Below are 18,798 nucleotides of genomic sequence, written 5' to 3' on the forward strand. Positions count from 1 at the left end.
TACCGTTCCAAGTTTTACCTGTAGAACTTCTCTACAGAACCCTATACTCAGAGTTCAATAGCAAAGTCAAGCGACTTCTGTAGCATTCGCAGCTTCCAGAACAAAACTTGACAATAGAGTACAGGTTGAAAAGTAGAAAAACGTTAGAAAATAACGAAAGTTGATACAGATGACGGCTGTATCCCGCCACTAAAGTGATTGGGATTAGCCTAAACGCTCCTAAAAGCCTTCTCTTGCCAGTCTAAATAGGAAGTCACTTAAAGGAAGTGTTTTTAATTTAGCAGGATAAATTACTGGGATAGGTGAACAGGATATGAGAATAGCAGTGTGCGGGAAAGGAGGAAGCGGAAAAAGTACGATTTCGGCTCTCCTGGCAAAGGAAATGGCAAAAACAAAAAACGTGCTTGTGCTTGATATTGACGAGTCCAATTACGGGCTGCACAGCCAGTTAGGGATGGCAGCTCCAAGGGATCTTATGGAATATTTCGGGGGAAAGAAGGGCTTTAAAGAAAAACAGAAAGCTCCGAAAACCACTCAGTTCTGGGGGCTTGCAGCCAATGGAAGTGCTGAAGGGCAGCCCGCGCAGCCGCAGTCCCGGTTTTTTAAAAGCAGGTGGAGTTTTTCCGACCTCCCTCCGGAATTTATGGAGGAAAAGGACGGAGTCAGGCTGATGGCTGTTGGCAAAATCCATGATTTCGGGGAAGGCTGCGCCTGTCCAATGGGAGTGCTGACAAGGGAGTTTCTCGAAAATCTTGACCTGGAAAAGGATGATATCGTAATCGTGGATACGGAAGCCGGCACTGAACATTTCGGACGCGGGGTCGATAAGGACTTTGACCTTATCCTCGTGGTTGTCGATCCTTCCCACGAATCCCTCAAGCTCTCAAAGAAGTTTGATGAATTTGGCGCTCAGTGCGGGTGCAGGGTTTATTTTGTACTTAATAAGGTTGAACCGGATATCAGGGAAGATATGCTGACTTCGGTGAACTGCGTGAATGTCGTGGCTGAAATCCCTGAAAAAAGGGAACTTTTTAAAGCGTCCCTTAAAGGCCAGGAACTTAATTTCGAGCTGGATGAAATCAAAAAGCTTGCAGCTTTCCTGGGGAAAAATTGAGTATTTCTCATGAGTTTGGGCAGTGAGCGACCCCTTTGATTTCGCCATGCCCCTTTCTTTTGTAAATTTTTGTTTTTATAAAATTCTTTCCTGGTCAGGATTGAGCCCCGATTCTTCTGTTACTTCTCTCAGCAGCTCAAATCCACTGTTATCCGAACTACATCATAATCAACTATTGGTTTCTTATGCAATATAGGGCCCTTTTTCTCCTCAAGTTCAAGGAGCCCGATTTCCTTAAGATACTTTACGTCATTTGAGACATTGGACTGGCTGCGGTCCAGCAAGCGGGCAAGCTCGCTAATGGATTCTGGTTTTTTTTCCCGGATCACCTGAAGGAGGCGGATGCGTTCGTTTGTCAGGATTTTTGCAATATCTTCAGGGGTCCGGGCTACGATATTTGGTTTTTGCTTTTCGGTTATTTTTCCGGTTTTAAGTTCTTCAAAGAGCTTGTCAAGGTGAGCCCCGTATGTCTTGTCGGACATAACCTTGATTTCAATGTCTTTTAATTTCATCTATAAGTCCCCTGTTTAGTTTTATCAGATTTAGAATTTCCTCGTAAATTTTCTTTAAAGATATGAATTCAAATTCAACTGGCTGACTGCCAAATAGGTGTTTATGGTCTCTTTTTTTATGCCCTTTAATTACATGGGCATTATCAACTCTGATGACAGATCTCCACCTTGAAGACGAAGCTCTTATTCTATAATTGAAGCTATATTTTATGCCGTGAGGAATTTGCAGGGATTCTTTAACTCTTGTGATCGAAATATCAATAATTTCATCTTCCGTTAATATTCTGGTTTCTCTTACAAGTATTTTAGAATCCAAGGCCCTGACACCTATTTTTTATTGCCGTATATGATGTATAAGCCGCCGTAATATATTATCTATATGGTACTGGCATATAGCTTTATAGTCAACGATATTTTCGCTGGTTGATATAACAACATGGGAACCCCTATTTTAGTATATAACTCTCCGAAAGAATTTAAAATTGTTTTATTCAAAAAACTTCATCTGGAAGTTTTTATTCGAAAAACTTCGTTTGAAAGTTTTTATTCGAAAAACTTCATTCTGAAGTTTTTCATTCGAAAAGGCATTTTCATCCAAAAGGCGACTTTTAATTCTATTTTCATCTTTGTCAAAAAGTACGGACTTCGATTGTATCTTGTCTTTTTCTGCATGTTAACAGATCGTGCAGGAGGAAAACTTCAGGGCACTTATCCGAAAGTATATTATTGATCATGTTATTTGAATTATGCAAAAGTTTTACCTTGGTGTCGAACAGCGAATCCGGTTTGCTGAGCTTCCCTTATTGAACTTAAAATTTGCTGGCACCAATCGAGAAAAATATTTAAATTTGCTGATGCTGATCAATGATAATATATTTTATCTGTTATCATAGCGGGATTTTTCCTGTTTAAATGCTGGAGACAATAGTTATGACAATGCGTGAGTATATGCTTGGAAACGTGGCAATCGCCCGTGGGCTTCTTGAAGGTGGCGTGCAGGTTATTGCAGGCTATCCCGGAACTCCGTCCTCGGAGATTATAGATACGCTTGCAGGCCGGGAAGAGCGGGATTACCACATAGAATGGTCGGTTAACGAAAAGGTTGCAATGGAAGTTGCAGTCGGAGCTGCCTGGGCAGGCGTCCGTTCTGTGGTGACAATGAAGCATGTCGGGCTAAATGTTGCAGCCGATCCCTTTATGACTCTTGCGTATGCAGGGACGAAAGGCGGGCTGATTGCAATTGTTGCCGACGACCCGTCGTGCCACTCCTCCCAGAATGAGCAGGATACGCGGCGTTACGCCCAGTTTGCCCTTGTGCCCTGTTTTGATCCTTCAACCCCCCAGGAAGCCAAGGATATGCTGCCCTATGCCTTCGAGTTCTCCGAAAAGTTCGAAATTCCTGTAATCTTTCGGCCCACGACCCGGATCTCACACGGGAAATCGGATATCGAACTCGGAGAGATCCCTGTAGAAAAAGCGGTTCCGCATTTTGAAAAACTTCTGGACCGCTGGGTAATGCTCCCAAAGAACGCCCGCTCACGCCATACACATCTCCTTTCTATCCAGCAGCCTATTGAGGATGCCCTTGCCGAATCCCCCTGGAACACCCTTGAGCTGAAACCCGAGGCAAAGTTAGGGGTAATAGGTGCAGGCATTGCTGCAGTGTATGCAAAAGAAGCACTTGTGGAGCTCGGAATTGAGGTTTCTTTCCTTAAAATCGGAGCGTATCCGGTTCCGAGAAGGCTGGTTCTTGAGCTGCTTGAAACCGTAGATGCCGTGCTTGTGTTCGAGGAACTTGAGCCTGTAGTGGAAGAACAGGTAAAGATGATCGCACAGGAAGCCGGGCTTGTGGTTTCGGTGCTCGGGAAAGCTAACGGGTTTGTCCCGAGGGAAGGGGAACTGGATGTAAGTGCCTTCCTTGAGGCGCTTAAGAAAACCTTCGACATCGAGATAGAGTCCGAACCTTCAGGCACAGCTCTTGAGCTTGCTCCCCGCCCGCCTGCCCTCTGTGCAGGCTGCTCTCACAGGGCAACCTTTTACTCCATGAAAAAAGTCTTTGGAAAGGATGCGATTTACCCGAGCGATATTGGCTGTTATACCCTCGGGATCCAGAGCGGCACGGTCGAGACCACGCTCTGTATGGGCTCAAGCATAAGCATCGCTTCAGGGCTTTACCATGCAGGGGAAAAGCGCCCTATCTGCTGTTCCATAGGGGACTCGACCTTTTTCCACACAGGCATGAACTCGCTCCTGAATGCGATTGTGAATAAGGCAAATATTACGGTTACAATCCTTGACAACCGCATTACAGCCATGACCGGGCACCAGCCAAATCCCGGCGTCGGGTTTACGGTAACAGGAGAGTCAACTGTCCAGGTCTCGCTTGCCGAACTCTGTACGGCAATGGGTGCAGGACTCGTATCCGTTGTCGACCCATACAGGCTTGAAGAGACCCAGGAAGCTTTCAAAGCCGCAAAAGCGTTTGAAGGCGCAGCTGTGGTTATTGCCAGGCAGCCCTGCGTGATTTCCGGAAAAAGGGCAGGTGTACGCAGGGTCCCTTATATTGTTGACCCTGAAAAATGCGAAGGCTGCAAGCAGTGTGTGAAATTCGGCTGCCCTGCAATTGAGTTTGACGAGGAAAACAAATGTGCTGTGATTACGGCGCTTTGCAGCGGGTGCGGAGTCTGTTCCCAGATCTGCAAGTTTGAAGCTATCCAGGAGGTGAAGCGATGAACCAGGCTGAACAAAAGAAATTTGACCTCCTTATTACGGGAGTAGGAGGACAGGGTGCAATCCTTGCCTCGGACATTATCGGAAAGGCTGCAGTTGCAGCAGGGCTGCCCGTCCGGGCTGCGGAAACCCACGGCATGGCCCAGCGCGGAGGCTCGGTTGTAAACCATATCCGGGTAGGGGAAGATTACGGGTCCATGATCCCGAAAAAAAGTGCAGACCTTATGCTTGCCCTTGAGCCGATGGAAGCAGTCCGGTACCTGGATTTCCTGAAAGACGGCGGAATCATTATAGTAAACACGCAGCCCGTGCTTCCTGTAACCGTTACCTCGGGCCTTGCGGAATACCCTGAGGTTTCGGATATCCTTGACACCCTTTCCGAAAAATACATAGTCAAAGCCTTCAATGCCGATGAGCTGGCGTTTGAAGCCGGGAGCAGGCTTGCAATGAATGTCGTGATGGTAGGGGCAGTCTCAGGATACCTGCCGATTCCGAAAGAAACCCTGCTTGAAAGCGTTAAAGCCCTTGTGCCGCAGAAAACTATCGAAGTGAATCTCAGGGCTTTTGAGGCGGGAAGGCAAAAAGTAGAGGAAAGCTAATAGGTTAAAAAACATACTGAGGGTAGAAGCCTGCTTTTTAACTTCTACTTTCTTTAACTTTTAATTCTTTTTTCTGGCTTTTGTAGATTTATAAGTCTCTTTAACTTCAATCTACTTCTTCCTCCACTGTTTTGCCCTGAATTGCACTTAATGCGAGTACAAATATAATTACACAGATTTGGGCAAGCACGAGCCCAAAAAGGTTTGAGAAGGCATCTTCTACGCTTGCCGTGCGGTATGGGAGGAAGGTCTGGAAGAACTCATTCAGGATGCCGTAAGTGGTGCCTGTAAGTACGGCAAAGGCGGCTGAATACTTTACCAGGGTTTTGTTTCTCGAACTTAAAAATAAAAAGTACAGTAAAACACCAAGCCCGAAGTAAATTCCTACATGTGCGGGATCCAGGGATTGCCTTTCAATGAAATGTATGGAGCCGACAAGAAACTTCAGGATAATGGATAAGTGGGCTGCGGTAAGAATCTCTATGGTTGCAGCACCCAGGGTATCATCTATTAGATGTTTGAGATTTCCTACATTTGAGCTTACCGACAGGTAAAAAACAAAGATTGCGTATAAGATTGTTGCCGGGACAATAATTCTTGACTTTTTTACTCTCAGCATTTTATCTATGGGGTTTATGACCGATACCTGATTTAAAGTATTTGTTTGAATATTGTAATTTAATATATTTGATAAGTGTTCATCAAGTTTTTATCACGTTTTATATCCACTATTTTTTATTAAAACCTAATATGGATACCTCAATATGGATGCCAAATTTTCCGAGAGATCCCATTCATCATGCACTGATCGTGACTTACAGAGCCCGGCTATACTATTGCGAAATCTTTCGATAACTATATTTATTACTTTTTTTAAAATGGGTGTGGTTGGTATGAAAAACTTATATTCGATCTGAAAGTAGCTTAAAAAATAATAAGGACAGTGAAAAATGGTATTCTCTAGTTCGGTCTCAGCACTTGAAAATTTTATGCTCGCCATTAACATCTTGTTTCCCCTGTTTGTGACTGCAGCATTCATGCCCCAATTTATCAGGGCATTGCATAGGAATAACATTGTAGCAAAGGATTACTATAAAAAAGATTTTCCGTTCGTAGCCGACCGAGGGGGAATCGCGATCCTGCTCACAGCCATGCTTTCGCTGTCGCTAAACTCGCTTTTTTTCAAGTTCACGCCGACAAACTACGTGGCCATGATTGTAATTGCACTTTTCGGGCTTTTCGGGGTCCTTGATGATATGGTCAATATCGGCAGGACTTCCAAGCTGTTAATTATGTATTACTGTTCTTATCCTCTGATCCAGTACACAGGCCATACTTCGCTTTCCATTCCGGATGTTGGATATATCTATCTCGGGATAATTTATTTTCAATTTGTTATCCCTACCTATGTGCTGGTCGCGTCGAACCTTGTCAATATGCATTCGGGATACAACGGGCTTGCGTCGGGGCTATCCATAATTGTCCTTCTTTCCCTGATTATAAAGTCCGTGCTTGCGTATGATGTTGAAAATATAATCTCTGTTGCAGCCATAACCGGCGCTACTATCGGGTTTTATATCTATGATAAAAATCCGTCGAAGGTTTTCTGGGGCAACGTCGGGTCCCTGACTGTCGGGGCTGCTATAGGCACTATTATTGTGATCCAGGGATTTGTCATAAGCGGGTTTGTTATGCTCATTCCGCACACAGTCAATTTTTTGATGTACGCCTACTGGAAAATTAAAAAATATCCCTCTGCAAAATTCGGAAAGGTCAGGGAAGACGGTATTCTGGAGGTCCCGAACCCTTTTACCCTGAAATGGGTTCTGCCTTATTACTATAAAGTGACTGAAAAACAGGCAACTTATGCAATGTATGCGCTAACTTCGTTTTTCTGTCTTGTAGGGATTTTTATGCCGGGGACGATGTAAATAGATTAAAGGAAGGATGGGAAAGTCAATATCATTCTTTTACGGGCTGTAGTTTAGCTGCATAGCTCAAAATACCTTATTCGGGTTATTTCTCGCTTTTTTCAGTTCCTTTATTCATTTCTTTATTAGTCCTTCAATAATTTCTATCTGCTGTATCCAAGTGACTACTTTAAAATTTTTTTAATTATATCTTGAGATTTTTATATCTTAATCGAGCGCTCCTAGCTCGATTTCTTTCATTATGTCAGCCCTATATGTCACTGCTTTACATTAGAAACTTTGGAATTCCATTAACATAGTCAATTTTACTAAACTTTATAATAAAGTATCTATTGATGCGGTTTTATGTAAGAAAGTCGAACTCGGGACTGAGTTGAAAAACGTAATAAGACACAATAAATACAAAAAAATTAAAAACGAACAAAAAAGAAAAGAGATTGGTTAGTTCTCTTTTCTACGCTGTGAAATGAAAAGCAATCCCAGTATTGCCACAACTGGAACAGCTACTGAAGGAAACTCTGGTATTTGTTGAACCTCCCCTGTAAGAGAATCATATCTTTCTAATGAAGGATCATATAATGAGTAATCAGTAGGAGTAGGGGAAGATTCGGTTTTGGAAGAATCAGTTGATGAAGACTCAGTTGTGGAAGATTCAGTTGATACAAAACCAGCTCGTGAAGAACTAGTTGAGGAAGATTCAGTTGGGGAAGAAGTAGCTGATAAAGAATCAGTTGATGAGGACTCAGTTGGGGAAGAACTAGTTGATACAAAACTAATTGGGAAAGATTCAGATGGGGAAGACTCAGTTGGTGAAGGACTAGTTGATGAGGATTCAGTTGGTAAAGATTCAGTTAATGAAGGACTAGTTGATGAGGACTCAGTTAGTAAAGATTCAGTTGATGAAGGACTAGTTGATGAGGACTCAGTTGGGGAAGAACTAGTTGATACAAAACCTGTTCGTGGTGAACTAGTTGATGGAGAACTGGTTGGGGAAGAAACAATTGGAGAAGACTCAATTGATGAAGGACTAGCTGATGAGGATTCAGTTGGTAAAGATTCAGTTGATGAAGGACTAGCTGATGAGGACTCAGTTAGTAAAGATTCAGTTGGTGAAGGACTAGTTGATGAGGACTCAGTTGGGGAAGAACTAGTTGATGGAGAACTGGTTGGGGAAGAAACAATTGGTGAAGACTCAGTTGATGAAGATTCAGTTGATGAGGATTCAGTTGGGGAAGACTCAGTTGGTGAAGATTCAGTTGGCGAAGATTTAGTTGGGGAAGAAACAATTGGTGAAGACTCAGTTGATGAAGAACCGGTTGAGGAAGAAATAATTAAGGAAGGCTCAGTTGATGAAGAATCAATTGATGAGGCTACGATATTGATTTGAACCGTCTGTGTTGCCATATTGTAGTTTGCAGTATCAGCGGGTGTAAACACAACCTGCAACGCCTGTGTACCTGTATTAAGTACAGTTCCATCTGCTGGAGTATATGTAAAAGTTCCCGCTACTGGAGCGTTAGTTACCGGATCTGTTACCACTGCATTTAACTGAGTACTGCTCAATGGTGTTTTGTAGACTATGTCAGCAGGGTTATTCCAGGTGATTATAGGAGTAGCTTTGAGGACATTGATTTGAACATTCTGTGTTGTTGTGTTGTAGTTTGCAATATCAGCGGGTGTAAACACAACCTGCAATGTCTGTGTACCTACATTAAGAACGGTTCCATCTGCTGGATTATATGTAAAAGTTCCCGCTACTGGAGCGTTAGTTACCGGATCTGTTGCCACTGCATTTAACTGAGTACTGTTCAATATTGTCCCATAGGTTATATTATCAGGTTTACTCCAGGTGATTGTAGGGGTCTTAAGAGGTGCTGTCACGACATTGTGAACAGTCTGTGCTGTTGCGTTGGAGTTTTCAGTACTGTTCGGCTCTTCGTAAGCTAAAACCGAAGCCGGGAATAGGGAAAACAGAAGCATTAACGCTACAATTATTGTTTTCAATTCAGTCAACCTGCCTTTTTTCTATAACTTTTAATTTGCTGCTTTTTCCATAATCTTATTCTGAACTGTACTCAGTAAGAGCATGAATATAATTTACAATGATTACACGTATCTGCCCAGGGACAAGCCCCGGCAGGTTTGGGAAAGCATCTGCCACGCTTGCCGTAAGTTGGGGAAATAATTCTGGAAGAACTCATTCATAATGTCATAAATCCCGCTAGTGAGTACTGCGCAAGCTGCTGCATATTTTCCAAGGGTCTGATTTCTGGAACTTAAAAATGCAAAGTACACTAAAATACCAAATCCAAAGTAAATCCCCATGTGTCCAAAATCCAGAGTTTGCCTTTCAACGAAATTTAAGGAACCGACAAGGAACTTAAGGAAAACGGATACGTGGGCTGCGGTAAGGCTCTCTGCGGTTGCATCACCCAGAGTTATACCTATTAGATGTTTGAGGTCCCCTATGTTTGATATTACTGACAGGTAGAAAACAAAGACTGCATATAGGACCGTTGCCGGGACAATAACTCTGGAATTTTTTACTTTTAACATTTTATCTATAATGTTTATGATAATACCTGATTTAAACATTTGTTTTGAATATTATCATTTAAATATATTTGATAAGTCCTCGTCAGGTTATTATAACGTTTTTATATTCACCATTTTTACTAAAACCTGTTATGGATACCATATTTTTCGGAAGATTCCGTTCATCACACAACGCAGATCGTAACTTATAAAGTCCAACCGTACTATTGCGAAATCTTTCGATAACTATATTAATTACTTTTCTTAAAATGGGTGTTCCTAATATGATAATTTATTTCATATTTGCAGGAACTTTAAAGAATGATAAGGGCAGTCAAAGACGGTTTCTTAAGTTAAAATAAAAATATTTAAATATAGCTAGTCTGATGAGAAATTGTGAAAGTTAAAGCACATATAGCGTATATGGATATTGTAAAAGCTTTTGCAATTATTGCTGTGGTAGTCGGGCACTCGGGATCTCCGCTTACCCAGATTGTATATATGTATCATGTGCCTTTATTTTTCTTCATAGCTGGTTACTTTTACAATGATTCTTATTCAAAAGCACCCTTTCTCTTGCTGAAGAAAAGGTTAAAAACTTTGTATCTACCCTTCGTCGGATACGAGCTACTCTTTTTAGCGTTACATAATATATTCTTCGAATTAAATATATACAGCGATAAGGCAGGGTATGGGAATACTGTCAGCCACTTATATACAACACAGGAATTTGCTATAAACGCTGTGAAAATCCTGGCTTTCATCGGGACGGAAGAATTGTTAGGACCACTCTGGTTCATTTTGAGTTTATTCACAGTAACTATATTTTTTGGGTTCATTAGCTATCTTACAACAAAATATGTGAAAGGAAATCCTGAATATTTCAGATTTTCTGTAATATTTCTTGCCTTTTTAATTGGGAACCTTACTACATATTATGGCCTTACTTTTTATTTTGTCCTGAATACTTCCCTAGTTGCCATCTTGATATATTATATTGGATATATGTTCCGAAAATATGAAGACAAAATCGCTTTTAATCCACATTTTCTCACTATATCTTTGCTGTTTTTAATTATGAGTTCTCTATATGGACCCATAGATATGGCAAGTAACAGTTATCTGAGCCCCTCATTTTTGATTGCTAATTCACTTGCAGGAGCATATATAAACATATACCTGGCTAAAAGAATTGTGTCTACGGAAATAAATTATACAATTTTAGAATACATAGGAAAAAACACATTTGCTATAATGGCTTTACACTACATTTCTTTTAAACTTATCAATTTAATTCAAGTAAGATTAAATGATTTACCTGTTTATATGGTGGCTAAGTATCCGGTCATAGACGGAACAAATGGATGGTGGATATTATATTCAGTATGCGGAGTATTTCTACCTCTGGTTGTCATATACACTATTAATAAGTTCATTCAAAAATTCGAAAACAAAAGGAAATTCAAAAACAAAAACTTTGATTTGTAATATTTATAGTTAGCTGTTCGTCAACTTCTTTTTACGCTTGTACAAAAATAAATCACAGGTTTGATATTTTTTAACTTACTTCTTGATCCTCTAATTCCACATGAGCTCATAAATGGTATATGACTTCATTATTGTATTTCTTGGTATTCCTTTTACTTTGGTTCTGGATATTTTATCATGATCTACTTTGACAAATTTTACAAAAAAATAGCTTTTAAACTAAGATCTTCTTCTTTTTTGCTCAGATGGCTCAATAGTTTTGACTCTTAAGGAACTTTATCTCGGTAACTACGACTAAGGAATTGCTGCCTGTTATTTGTTAATTCGCGTTTATAAATCTCGATGGTTGAAGATGAATGGGAGTACATTAGCATTATTAAGAGCCGTCAAAACCCTAAATAAATATGCTAATTCTGAATTTACACTGACTGAGGTTGGAATGGTTTGGGACAAGCTAAATTATAATCTAAATTATTTGGTTTTCTAATATATCGAAGATATTATAAAAAAATAGAAAAACTTATCTATATTATTTACTTAATAAGTTTTGAATTAAATTATATTCTAAATTTAGAAATCTAGTAATGTAGAGTATCGGAGTTAGGTATTCATGAGAATTAATATAAAGATGTTTTTATTGCTAACGGTCTTCATTTTCAGCTGTTGCGCTGGAAATGCGTATGCTTCGGATGTGATCGGTATAAGCATGCCCACATTTTCTCCACAACCACCGTTCTGGCCTGGTGAGCATGTACAAGTAACGACTACTGTTGGACCGGCTCAGGCTGGAGTTTACGTTCAGCTTCAAAGCGAGTTAGGAGGATATTTTGCTGAAGGGTACACTGATAGCGATGGGAAATTCACAGGTGTTTATATAGTCCCGGATTATGCTCTTGAGTGGGCTGAGAGCTCAGTCACTGGTGGTATTCGTTTTTCGGCATACTGCCCTGATAGTGGAATGCAATCAGGAGACGTCACTTGTAAAATAATAGCTAAACCTGATGGACCCCAGGTGCCCGAATTCCCCTCAATGGTATTGCCCATAGCTACCATACTCGGCCTGGTTGTTGTCATTGGGCGCAGAAAAATGTGAGCACATAGTATAGAACTAAAGCTTCGGTTCTTGCAAATGAAAGAACAGAGTAAAAGAGTAAAACACAGGAAGAATAGTGGTTTACTTTAATTTGGCTTGGTTCAGTTGCATTATTTCAATCTAAAATTACCTCTCAAAAAATGATTTTGATGCAGGTTTTTAGCCTTAACCTCACTATTAAACTTTTACACGTATTTTCAATCATTTTCCATTATTTTTATTTAATTTTTTATCTTTTTAATCTACTTGTTCACTAAAATAAGATTTTACTAGTAACTTATTGAGATTTTTATAGTTTTACTATCTAAAAATAAAGTTAAATACAAATAGTTTTAACCTATTATTCAATTTCCACTTATTACTAATTAAATAACCGTCTTGGTAACATTTATTCACATTCATAAAAAGGGGAATTAACTTGGAAAAAGTTGCGTTAATTACAGGGATTACAGGCCAGGATGGCGCATATCTTGCTGAATTCTTATTGAATAAAGGTTATCTCGTTCACGGCATAAAGAGAAGATCGTCTTCTTTTAACACCCAGCGCATAGATCATCTTTATAGAGACCCTCATGAGAGAAATGTAAATTTTTATTTACACTATGGAGATCTAACTGATTCTACAAATTTGATACGAATTATTCAAGAAGTTCAGCCTGATGAGATTTATAACCTGGCGGCTCAAAGCCACGTACAGGTTTCCTTTGAAACTCCGGAATATACAGCAAATTCCGATGGTCTGGGAACATTGCGTCTTCTTGAAGCTATTCGAATTCTTGGTCTGGAGAAAAAAACAAAGTTTTACCAGGCTTCTACAAGTGAGCTTTACGGGCAGGTCCAAGAAATTCCCCAAACAGAAACAACTCCTTTCTATCCCAGAAGCCCATATGCAGCCGCTAAACTGTATGCCTACTGGATTACGATTAACTACCGTGAAGCCTACGGAATTTTCGCATGTAATGGAATTCTCTTTAATCACGAATCTCCTATCCGGGGTGAAACTTTCGTTACCAGAAAGATCACAATGGCTGCTGCAAAAATAAAATACGGCATCCAGGAGAAACTGTATATCGGGAATCTGGATGCGAAAAGAGACTGGGGATTTGCAGGAGATTATGTTGAGTTAATGTGGTTAATGCTTCAGCAAGATAGTCCGGATGATTTTGTAATCTCTACAGGGGAAACACATTCTGTAAGAGAGTTCATAGAGCTTGCATTCAAAGAAATAGGAATCAATATTGTGTGGGAAGGAGAAGGTCCGGGCGAAGTTGGAATAAATGCCGAGACTGGAAGAATTCTAATTGAAGTGGACCCAAGGTATTACAGGCCAACGGAAGTAGAACTGTTAATCGGAGACTCTTCAAAAGCGAGAGAGAAACTTGGCTGGAAGCCAAAAGTGAAGTTTGAAGAACTTGTAAAGATGATGATGAAAAGTGATGAGGAAGCTTTATTTAAAGTCCAGGGTCATGAAGTGGAAGGTAGCTTAAATGGAGAAGGAATCCATAATTTATATAGCAGGCCATCGTGGCCTGGTGGGATCAGCCATAACAAAGAAATTGATCTCAAAAGGTTACAATAACCTTGTATTTCGTACGCATAAGGAGCTGGATCTGACTGACCAGCAGACGGTTAATGAGTTTTTTAAAAGCGAAAAGCCAGAATATGTTTTCCTGGCAGCCGCAAAAGTAGGTGGAATCCTTGCCAATAGTACTTATCCGGCTCAATTTGTTTACGAAAACCTGATGATAGAAGCAAACATTATCCATGCCTCTTATACATATGGAGTTAAAAAGTTGCTTTTCCTTGGCTCCTCCTGCATCTACCCCAAACTAGCTCCCCAACCCCTTAAAGAAGAGTATCTCCTAACTGGGCCTCTCGAAGAAACCAATGAAGCATATGCAATCGCAAAAATTGCAGGAATCAGGCTTTGCAAGCACTATAACCAGCAGTATGGAACCAACTTCATTTCAGTAATGCCTACAAATCTCTACGGGCCTAACGACAATTTCAATCTGGAAACTTCACATGTGATGCCTGCTTTGATCAGAAAATTCCATGAAGCCAGGGTAAATAAAGCACCTGAAGTAGTTGTATGGGGTACTGGAAAACCTTTAAGGGAGTTTATGCATGTGGATGATATGGCAGATGCATGCGTATTTTTGATGGAAAATTATGACTTTTCTCAAATAGGAGAGTTTGTAAACATCGGAGTTGGAGAGGATCTCCCAATCAGCGAGCTTGTGGAAATCATAAAAGAGACTGTTGGATTTGAAGGAGAGATCAGGTATGATACCTCGAAACCCGACGGAACTCCTAGAAAATTGATGGACGTAACTAAACTGAATAACCTTGGATGGAAGGCTAAAATTTCATTGAAAAACGGAATCAGAGAAACTTATGAATGGTATCAAAACCAGCTCAAATGAAAGGTTTTGAAAGTATTTAATTCTGGTAATTTTGCAAAACAAAGCCTCTAAAAAAGAAAAATGTGTTTTCTATGACCGAGCATTCAACCGATTACGAGCTTATTATCCGTCCAAAATACGGCCTTCTGGATATTAACTGGCAGGAACTCAAGGAGTACAGAGAGCTTCTCTTCTTCCTTGCCCTCAGAGAAATCAAAATTAGATACAAGCAGACCATTATGGGGGCCTCATGGGCTGTGCTTCAACCCTTCTTTACAATGATAGTTTTCACTTTGATTTTCGGCAGGCTTGCACAGATGCCTTCAGAGGGAGTTCCTTACCCTATATTTTCATACTCAGGTCTCCTTCTCTGGACTTATTTTTCAAATGCTCTTTCCCAATCAAGCAATAGTCTTGTTGACAATGCCCCCCTTCTCTCAAAGGTTTACATGCCGAGAATATTTATACCAACTGCACCATGCCTTTCAGGCCTCGTTGACTATGGGATTGCCATGAGCATCCTTGTGTTAATGATGATTTACTACCGATTTATGCCTGGGATCACAATACTCCTGTTACCGCTCATTGTATTATTGACATTTCTTCTGGCAGCAGGAATTGGTTACTGGCTCTCGTCAGTCTGTGTAAAGTACAGAGATGTAAAGTTCGTTCTTCCTTTCTTCGTTCAGTTGTTGCTGTTTGTATCCCCCGTAATCTATCCTGCAAATATTGCGGGTGAAAATCTACAGTGGTTACTCTACCTGAATCCGATGACAGGATTAATAAATGCTCACCGTGCATGCCTGCTTGGACATGCTTCAGTGGATTTTGCTGGTCTTTCAATCTCGGCACTGCTAACGATAATAATATTTTTAAGTGGAATATTTTACATCAAACGTACAGAGAAGTACTTTGCGGATTTGATCTAAAATGGTAGCGTCAAAGAAAAATGAACCGATAATTGAAGTGAAACACCTCTCCAAGAAATATGATATTGGTGTGGATAAGGCATACAAGACGCTCAGTGGTAGTCTTACTTCTTTTGTGAAAAATCCGTTAAAAACGCTGAAGGATAGTTACAGAACAAATAATATTTTCTGGGCGCTCAAAGATGTGAACTTCGAGGTTGAGAGCGGAGAAGTTCTTGGGGTTATTGGGAGAAACGGCGCGGGTAAGAGCACACTCCTTAAAGTTCTCTCACGTATCACCTACCCAACAGAGGGAGAGGTAAGGATGCGTGGTCGGGTGGGGAGTCTTCTTGAAGTCGGCACTGGATTTCATCCTGAGCTTTCTGGCCGGGAGAACATCTACTTTAACGGTGCTATTCTCGGGATGAAAAAAAAAGAAATCGATGAAAAGTTTGACGAAATTGTGAAGTTCTCAGGCGTTGAGAAGTTTCTCGATACACCTGTTAAGCGTTATTCAAGCGGTATGAATGTAAGACTTGCTTTTTCTGTTGCAGCAAACCTGGATCCTGAGATTCTTGTAGTAGACGAGGTACTTGCTGTGGGTGATGCAGCGTTTCAGAAAAAATGTCTTGGAAAAATGAGTGAAGTTGCCGAAGGCGGAAGGACTGTACTATTTGTAAGCCACAATATGAACGCTGTGGAAAAAATGTGTACAAGATGTATGGTTCTGGATAAAGGCTCTCTGATATACAATAGTGATGATGTGCATTCTTCAGTTCAGAATTATTTATGTGATAGTAATTCAGGAGTAAAAAAATCTGAGTGGATAAACAAGGGAAATGAACTTGAAAATATATGGTTTACGCCGACAAAGGTTTATTTTGTCGATGAAAACGGTTCTAAAGTTTCGGGATCTGTGGGTAGCAATACGGATATATGGATAGTTATAGAAGCTAATGTCTCTGAACTGGACAATTCACTTACAGTTGGATATTCTATATTTAATGAAGAAGATGTTTTGCTATACTGGTCCTTGCAGACAGATCAGAAAGAAGATTTATGGCCGGAAATTTCTAAGGGAGAAAATATACTGACAAGTAAAATTCCAAAACGGTTTTTGAACGAAGGATTATACAGATTTGAAATACTTGCCAGTCTGCATTACGTCAGGTGGATATGTCAGGCTGGAGTAGATGCTCCTACTGTTTATTTAGAAATAAAAGGCGATTTAAGTGATTCACCTTATTGGATATCAAGAAGACCAGGCGTAGTAGCTCCTGAGATTAATTGGACAAAAAGGATTCTATAATTGTCACCTCGCAAGTAGAGATAAAGATGCTAAGAGAAAATTTGATCTTGAGATGCAGGTGAAGAAATACCTTGAGTGGTATGAGAATCTCATAAGAAATTGGTCAGGATTGCCGAAAGTTCTAATAATAAATAATTAGAATTATGGTCATTTTATAACATTCGCTCTTAAATGAGATACGATCATGAATCCAAAAGTTTCAGTAATAACGGTTTGTTATAACGCCGAGGAATTTATCGAAAATGCAATAAATAGCGTATTGGAACAAACATATAAAAATTTAGAATATATTGTAATCGATGGGGCCTCTACAGATAGTACTGTTGCGATTGTTAATAAATACAAAGATAAGATTAACTATTTTTTAAGTGAACCTGATAATGGTATGTATGAGGCAATGAATAAGGGAATAAAAGCTTCCTCAGGTGAAATATTCTATTTCTTAAATTCAGATGACGTGTTTCACGATAAATACGTTGTCGCAAATTCTGTAAAATTACTCCAAGAAGATATGAATGTAGAACTTATTTACGGTGCCGTGATTATAATAAATCCTGACACAAAAGCTTCTTTTTTACAGGCTTATGGAGATGTGACTAGACCGTTTTTCATTAAAAGTGCCATTTGTCAACAAGCCATTTTTTATAGGAAGTCTCTTTTTGATAAAGTAGGTCTATTTGATGAAAAATACAAAATAGTTGGGGACTATGAATTTAATTTAAGGGCTTTTTATAAATACGATATAAAAAAGAAATATGTCCCTCAGGTAATGGCAATATTTAGAGATGGAGGCATAGGTTGCTCGGAAAAGCACTCAGAACTTCATAAAGAAGAGCGAAATGATGCTTTCTTTAGACACTTTAGTAAATTTGAGTATTACAAATATCAGCTGTTCCTTAGAACGCTAAGTAAAATTAGGATTCTCAGTAATTGACTGCAAAATCAGTAGCATAAAGCTCAAATGTATCTAATTATCTTTTAGAGGTGACACTCTGGTTAAATTTTCAGTTGTTATCCCCCTTTATAATAAAGAGCCACACGTTAAGAGAACGCTGGATTCTGTTCTTAACCAAACAGTTCAGGATTTTGAGGTGCTCGTAGTTGATGGAGGGTCTAATGACAAGGGTCCGGCTATTGTGAAAAATTTTGCAAACATGGACCCACGTTTTAGACTGCTTCAGCAAGAGGGTACAGGCGTTTCAGAAGCTCGTAATCAGGGGATACATGCAAGTAAATCAGAACTCGTAGCTTTCCTGGATGCGGATGACGAATGGATGCCAAATTATCTTGAAACAATTTTGATGTTGAATAAAAATTATCCTTTAGCAGGCTTATATGCGACCTCGGTCAAGACTGAATTCACTGATAATATTTTGATGGAACTGGACGAAGAGTTGAGAAGACTAGTTCCAGACGAAGGATTATTACTAAATTATTTTAAGGTATACAAGAAAGGGCACTCTTTATTTGGCACATCTTCAGTAACAATTCCTAGAAGGATATTTTCAGAGATTGGAGGGTTTCAGGCTGGCTTCTGGTGGGGTGAAGATGTTGATATGTGGGGTAGAATTGCTCTAAAATATCCGATTGCTTATAGCAGTCAAGCCTGCTCTATTTATTATCACAATGTTGTAAACAGTGCTACCGAAAGAAGAAAGCCTGTAGAAACTCATCCTTTCGTAAAAACAGCAAAAGAAGCTCTGAAGCTTGGTGAAGTACCACACGATATGATCTACGATTTAGACGAGTATGTAAAGTACATTGAAATGTTCACGGCAAAACACAATATAAAGGCTGGTGATAAAAGCTTAGCTTTTAATCTTCTAGTCAGAAATGATATAAAACCAGCTTACAAAAAAAAATTGCTTCGCGTTATTCTTTCATCAAGTGTTAAACGCAATTTTCCGATACTATATAAAGCTGTTATTAGAAAATAATGTACTTCAGATTAGTTCATCGAACATATTTTATAATTATTCAGCTTGGGAAAAAATCAATAACTCTTTAGTAAAATTCAATATTTGTATTTCTATAAACTAATTCTCTTTAATTTCTATCAGTTGAGCGCATTTTTTGTTCTCATTACTTACTGGAGTGACCTCTCTATCTTGTTGTGTATCAATCACCTGCCAAAAAAGTAATTCTGACGCAGGTTTTTAGCCTGCGTCAATTTT

The 18,798-nt window shown here is 39.7% G+C and carries 18 protein-coding genes; 13 read left to right on the plus strand and 5 right to left on the minus strand.

All coding sequences use genetic code 11. The features are described 5' to 3' along the window. The first annotated feature begins 313 nt into the window (after window positions 1–313). Window positions 314–1,114 (plus strand): zeta toxin family protein, encoded by an 801-nt coding sequence (locus ACPK8D_RS11405; RefSeq protein ID WP_424717978.1) that lies wholly within the window; start codon window positions 314–316, stop codon window positions 1,112–1,114. A gap of 128 nt (window positions 1,115–1,242) precedes the next feature. On the opposite strand, the gene ACPK8D_RS11410 is transcribed toward ACPK8D_RS11405, so the two are convergent. Together ACPK8D_RS11410 and ACPK8D_RS11415 are read right to left on the minus strand one after the other, a co-directional pair. Next, window positions 1,243–1,626: a helix-turn-helix domain-containing protein gene (locus ACPK8D_RS11410; RefSeq protein WP_424717979.1), complete on the minus strand. Its 384-nt coding sequence runs from the start codon at window positions 1,624–1,626 to the stop codon at window positions 1,243–1,245. Next, complete coding sequence (locus tag ACPK8D_RS11415; RefSeq protein WP_424717980.1) at window positions 1,607–1,942, minus strand: toxin-antitoxin system TumE family protein; 336 nt, start codon at window positions 1,940–1,942, stop codon at window positions 1,607–1,609. The genes ACPK8D_RS11410 and ACPK8D_RS11415 overlap by 20 nt, the downstream gene beginning before the upstream one ends. 614 nt (window positions 1,943–2,556) lie before the next feature. On the opposite strand from ACPK8D_RS11415, the gene iorA reads away from it, so the two are divergent. Further along, window positions 2,557–4,359 carry an indolepyruvate ferredoxin oxidoreductase subunit alpha gene (iorA, locus tag ACPK8D_RS11420; RefSeq protein ID WP_424717981.1) on the plus strand — a complete coding sequence of 601 codons (1,803 nt, stop codon included), beginning with the start codon at window positions 2,557–2,559 and terminating at the stop codon, window positions 4,357–4,359. Further along, a complete protein-coding gene (locus tag ACPK8D_RS11425) occupies window positions 4,356–4,955 on the plus strand; it encodes an indolepyruvate oxidoreductase subunit beta (protein WP_424717982.1) in 600 nt (199 codons plus the stop codon). Before iorA ends, ACPK8D_RS11425 begins: the two co-directional genes overlap by 4 nt. 106 nt (window positions 4,956–5,061) lie before the next feature. Here the strand turns inward: ACPK8D_RS11425 and ACPK8D_RS11430 are convergent, their stop codons facing one another. After that, window positions 5,062–5,574, minus strand: a complete 513-nt coding sequence (locus ACPK8D_RS11430) for a VanZ family protein (RefSeq protein ID WP_424717983.1) — start codon at window positions 5,572–5,574, stop codon at window positions 5,062–5,064. A 331-nt stretch (window positions 5,575–5,905) separates the two neighbouring features. Between ACPK8D_RS11430 and ACPK8D_RS11435 the strand changes: the two genes are divergently transcribed. Further along, window positions 5,906–6,886, plus strand: a complete 981-nt coding sequence (locus ACPK8D_RS11435; protein WP_424717984.1) for an MraY family glycosyltransferase — start codon at window positions 5,906–5,908, stop codon at window positions 6,884–6,886. A gap of 441 nt (window positions 6,887–7,327) precedes the next feature. Here ACPK8D_RS11435 and ACPK8D_RS11440 read toward each other — a convergent pair whose 3' ends face one another. Continuing rightward, on the minus strand, window positions 7,328–7,411 hold the full coding sequence (locus ACPK8D_RS11440) for a PEF-CTERM sorting domain-containing protein (RefSeq protein WP_424718009.1): 84 nt from the start codon (window positions 7,409–7,411) through the stop codon (window positions 7,328–7,330). Window positions 7,412–7,499: 88 nt separating this feature from the next. Between ACPK8D_RS11440 and ACPK8D_RS11445 the strand changes: the two genes are divergently transcribed. Beyond that, window positions 7,500–8,273 carry a hypothetical protein gene (locus tag ACPK8D_RS11445; protein ID WP_424718011.1) on the plus strand — a complete coding sequence of 258 codons (774 nt, stop codon included), beginning with the start codon at window positions 7,500–7,502 and terminating at the stop codon, window positions 8,271–8,273. Between the two features lie 719 nt (window positions 8,274–8,992). Here the strand turns inward: ACPK8D_RS11445 and ACPK8D_RS11450 are convergent. Beyond that, a complete protein-coding gene (locus tag ACPK8D_RS11450) occupies window positions 8,993–9,442 on the minus strand; it encodes a VanZ family protein (RefSeq protein ID WP_424717985.1) in 450 nt (149 codons plus the stop codon). A 375-nt stretch (window positions 9,443–9,817) separates the two neighbouring features. Between ACPK8D_RS11450 and ACPK8D_RS11455 the strand changes: the two genes are divergently transcribed. The 8 genes from ACPK8D_RS11455 to ACPK8D_RS11490 all read left to right on the plus strand — a co-directional run bounded on the left by ACPK8D_RS11455 (window position 9,818) and on the right by ACPK8D_RS11490 (window position 18,561). After that, complete coding sequence (locus ACPK8D_RS11455; RefSeq protein WP_424717986.1) at window positions 9,818–10,909, plus strand: acyltransferase family protein; 1,092 nt, start codon at window positions 9,818–9,820, stop codon at window positions 10,907–10,909. 610 nt (window positions 10,910–11,519) lie between these two features. Further along, window positions 11,520–12,002: a PEF-CTERM sorting domain-containing protein gene (locus tag ACPK8D_RS11460; protein WP_424717987.1), complete on the plus strand. Its 483-nt coding sequence runs from the start codon at window positions 11,520–11,522 to the stop codon at window positions 12,000–12,002. A gap of 418 nt (window positions 12,003–12,420) precedes the next feature. Beyond that, window positions 12,421–13,581, plus strand: coding sequence for a GDP-mannose 4,6-dehydratase (gmd, locus tag ACPK8D_RS11465; RefSeq protein ID WP_424717988.1), 1,161 nt, complete (start codon window positions 12,421–12,423; stop codon window positions 13,579–13,581). Next, window positions 13,490–14,428: a GDP-L-fucose synthase gene (gene fcl, locus ACPK8D_RS11470; protein ID WP_424717989.1), complete on the plus strand. Its 939-nt coding sequence runs from the start codon at window positions 13,490–13,492 to the stop codon at window positions 14,426–14,428. Before gmd ends, fcl begins: the two co-directional genes overlap by 92 nt. 71 nt (window positions 14,429–14,499) lie before the next feature. Continuing rightward, complete coding sequence (locus ACPK8D_RS11475) at window positions 14,500–15,336, plus strand: ABC transporter permease (RefSeq protein ID WP_424717990.1); 837 nt, start codon at window positions 14,500–14,502, stop codon at window positions 15,334–15,336. A gap of 1 nt (window position 15,337) precedes the next feature. Beyond that, the gene (locus ACPK8D_RS11480; protein WP_424717991.1) at window positions 15,338–16,624 is read left to right on the plus strand and encodes a polysaccharide ABC transporter ATP-binding protein; all 1,287 of its coding nucleotides are present in this window, start codon (window positions 15,338–15,340) and stop codon (window positions 16,622–16,624) included. A 184-nt stretch (window positions 16,625–16,808) separates the two neighbouring features. Beyond that, window positions 16,809–17,558 (plus strand): glycosyltransferase family 2 protein, encoded by a 750-nt coding sequence (locus ACPK8D_RS11485; RefSeq protein WP_424717992.1) that lies wholly within the window; start codon window positions 16,809–16,811, stop codon window positions 17,556–17,558. A gap of 79 nt (window positions 17,559–17,637) precedes the next feature. Beyond that, window positions 17,638–18,561 (plus strand): glycosyltransferase family 2 protein, encoded by a 924-nt coding sequence (locus tag ACPK8D_RS11490; RefSeq protein ID WP_424718010.1) that lies wholly within the window; start codon window positions 17,638–17,640, stop codon window positions 18,559–18,561. The last annotated feature ends 237 nt before the right edge of the window (window positions 18,562–18,798 follow it).

This window comes from Methanosarcina sp., assembly GCF_049706645.1.
In the GTDB taxonomy this organism is placed as follows: Archaea; Halobacteriota; Methanosarcinia; order Methanosarcinales; family Methanosarcinaceae; genus Methanosarcina.

Bases quoted from the DNA above. Each gene is read 5' to 3' on its own strand.
- ACPK8D_RS11480 (WP_424717991.1), top strand. From the start codon at position 15,338: ATGGTAGCGTCAAAGAAAAATGAACCGATAATTGAAGTGAAACACCTC.
- ACPK8D_RS11485 (WP_424717992.1), top strand. From the start codon at position 16,809: ATGAATCCAAAAGTTTCAGTAATAACGGTTTGTTATAACGCCGAGGAA.
- ACPK8D_RS11425 (WP_424717982.1), top strand. From the start codon at position 4,356: ATGAACCAGGCTGAACAAAAGAAATTTGACCTCCTTATTACGGGAGTA.
- ACPK8D_RS11460 (WP_424717987.1), top strand. From the start codon at position 11,520: ATGAGAATTAATATAAAGATGTTTTTATTGCTAACGGTCTTCATTTTC.
- fcl (WP_424717989.1), top strand. From the start codon at position 13,490: ATGGAGAAGGAATCCATAATTTATATAGCAGGCCATCGTGGCCTGGTG.
- ACPK8D_RS11405 (WP_424717978.1), top strand. From the start codon at position 314: ATGAGAATAGCAGTGTGCGGGAAAGGAGGAAGCGGAAAAAGTACGATT.
- ACPK8D_RS11430 (WP_424717983.1), bottom strand. From the start codon at position 5,574: ATGCTGAGAGTAAAAAAGTCAAGAATTATTGTCCCGGCAACAATCTTA.
- ACPK8D_RS11435 (WP_424717984.1), top strand. From the start codon at position 5,906: ATGGTATTCTCTAGTTCGGTCTCAGCACTTGAAAATTTTATGCTCGCC.
- ACPK8D_RS11450 (WP_424717985.1), bottom strand. From the start codon at position 9,442: ATGTTAAAAGTAAAAAATTCCAGAGTTATTGTCCCGGCAACGGTCCTA.
- iorA (WP_424717981.1), top strand. From the start codon at position 2,557: ATGACAATGCGTGAGTATATGCTTGGAAACGTGGCAATCGCCCGTGGG.
- ACPK8D_RS11410 (WP_424717979.1), bottom strand. From the start codon at position 1,626: ATGAAATTAAAAGACATTGAAATCAAGGTTATGTCCGACAAGACATAC.
- ACPK8D_RS11475 (WP_424717990.1), top strand. From the start codon at position 14,500: ATGACCGAGCATTCAACCGATTACGAGCTTATTATCCGTCCAAAATAC.